This window comes from Vibrio sp. TRT 29B02 (genome assembly GCF_050113655.1).
Lineage (GTDB): Bacteria > Pseudomonadota > Gammaproteobacteria > Enterobacterales > Vibrionaceae > Vibrio.
This window is the reverse complement of sequence record NZ_JBNJOJ010000071.1, coordinates 1-761: the sequence shown is the minus strand read 5'-3', so window position 1 is coordinate 761 and position 761 is coordinate 1. Positions and strand designations below refer to the sequence as shown.

The following is a 761-nucleotide window of genomic DNA, read 5'->3' as shown; positions in this document are numbered from 1 at the left end:
CCTGCGCTGGAACGTCTCTCGCTGCGCCACAACAGCCGGATTTTCCAACATAAGACCACGCCTGACATCATCGAGACGCTATTGCAGGAGATGGGCATTCATGACTATGCCTTTTCACTGCAACGCGAGCCGGCTCAACGTGAGTTTTGTGTCCAATACCGTGAAAGTGACCTCGACTTTCTCCACCGCCTCGCCGCGGAAGAAGGCATGGTCTACAGCTTTATTCATGAAGCCGGAAAACACACCTTGCTGTTCAGTGATGCCACTGTGCTGCTGCCCTCCTTAGCTCAGCCTATTCCGTACAACGGGTTAGCGGGTGGTGTCAGCGATGTGCCGTATATCCAAGATTTTTCTTATCAATCCGAGGCCCACGTTAGTGAGGTAGAACTCAAAGACTACAGCTTTAAAAACCCGGCTTATTCCTTTAGCCAATTGGCTCACGGCACGGAGATGGATTACCAACAACCCACTTACGTGCACTTTGATGCGCCAGGTCGCTATAAAGGTGACCCAAATGGCATCGCCTTCACCCGCACTCGCTTGAGTTATCTGCGCCGTGACGCCCAGTTAGCCAAAGGCAAAAGCAACGAATTTTTGCTCCGCTCAGGGTATAAATTTACCTTGAGTGACCACCTCAACACATCCTTTAATCGCGCTTGGCTGCTGGTTCAAGTCAATCACCAAGGCGAACAGGCTCAAGCACTCGAGGAAGAGGGCACTCAAGGCAAGACGACCTACGCCAACCAATGGCAAGCCATCCC

The 761-nt window shown here is 52.0% G+C and carries 1 protein-coding gene; it reads left to right on the top strand.

Annotation, left to right across the window (positions count from 1 at the left end; genetic code table 11):
- The coding region (gene tssI, locus ACQEXT_RS21210) for a type VI secretion system tip protein TssI/VgrG (protein ID WP_426953444.1) at positions 1-761 on the top strand (761 nt) is incomplete at both ends.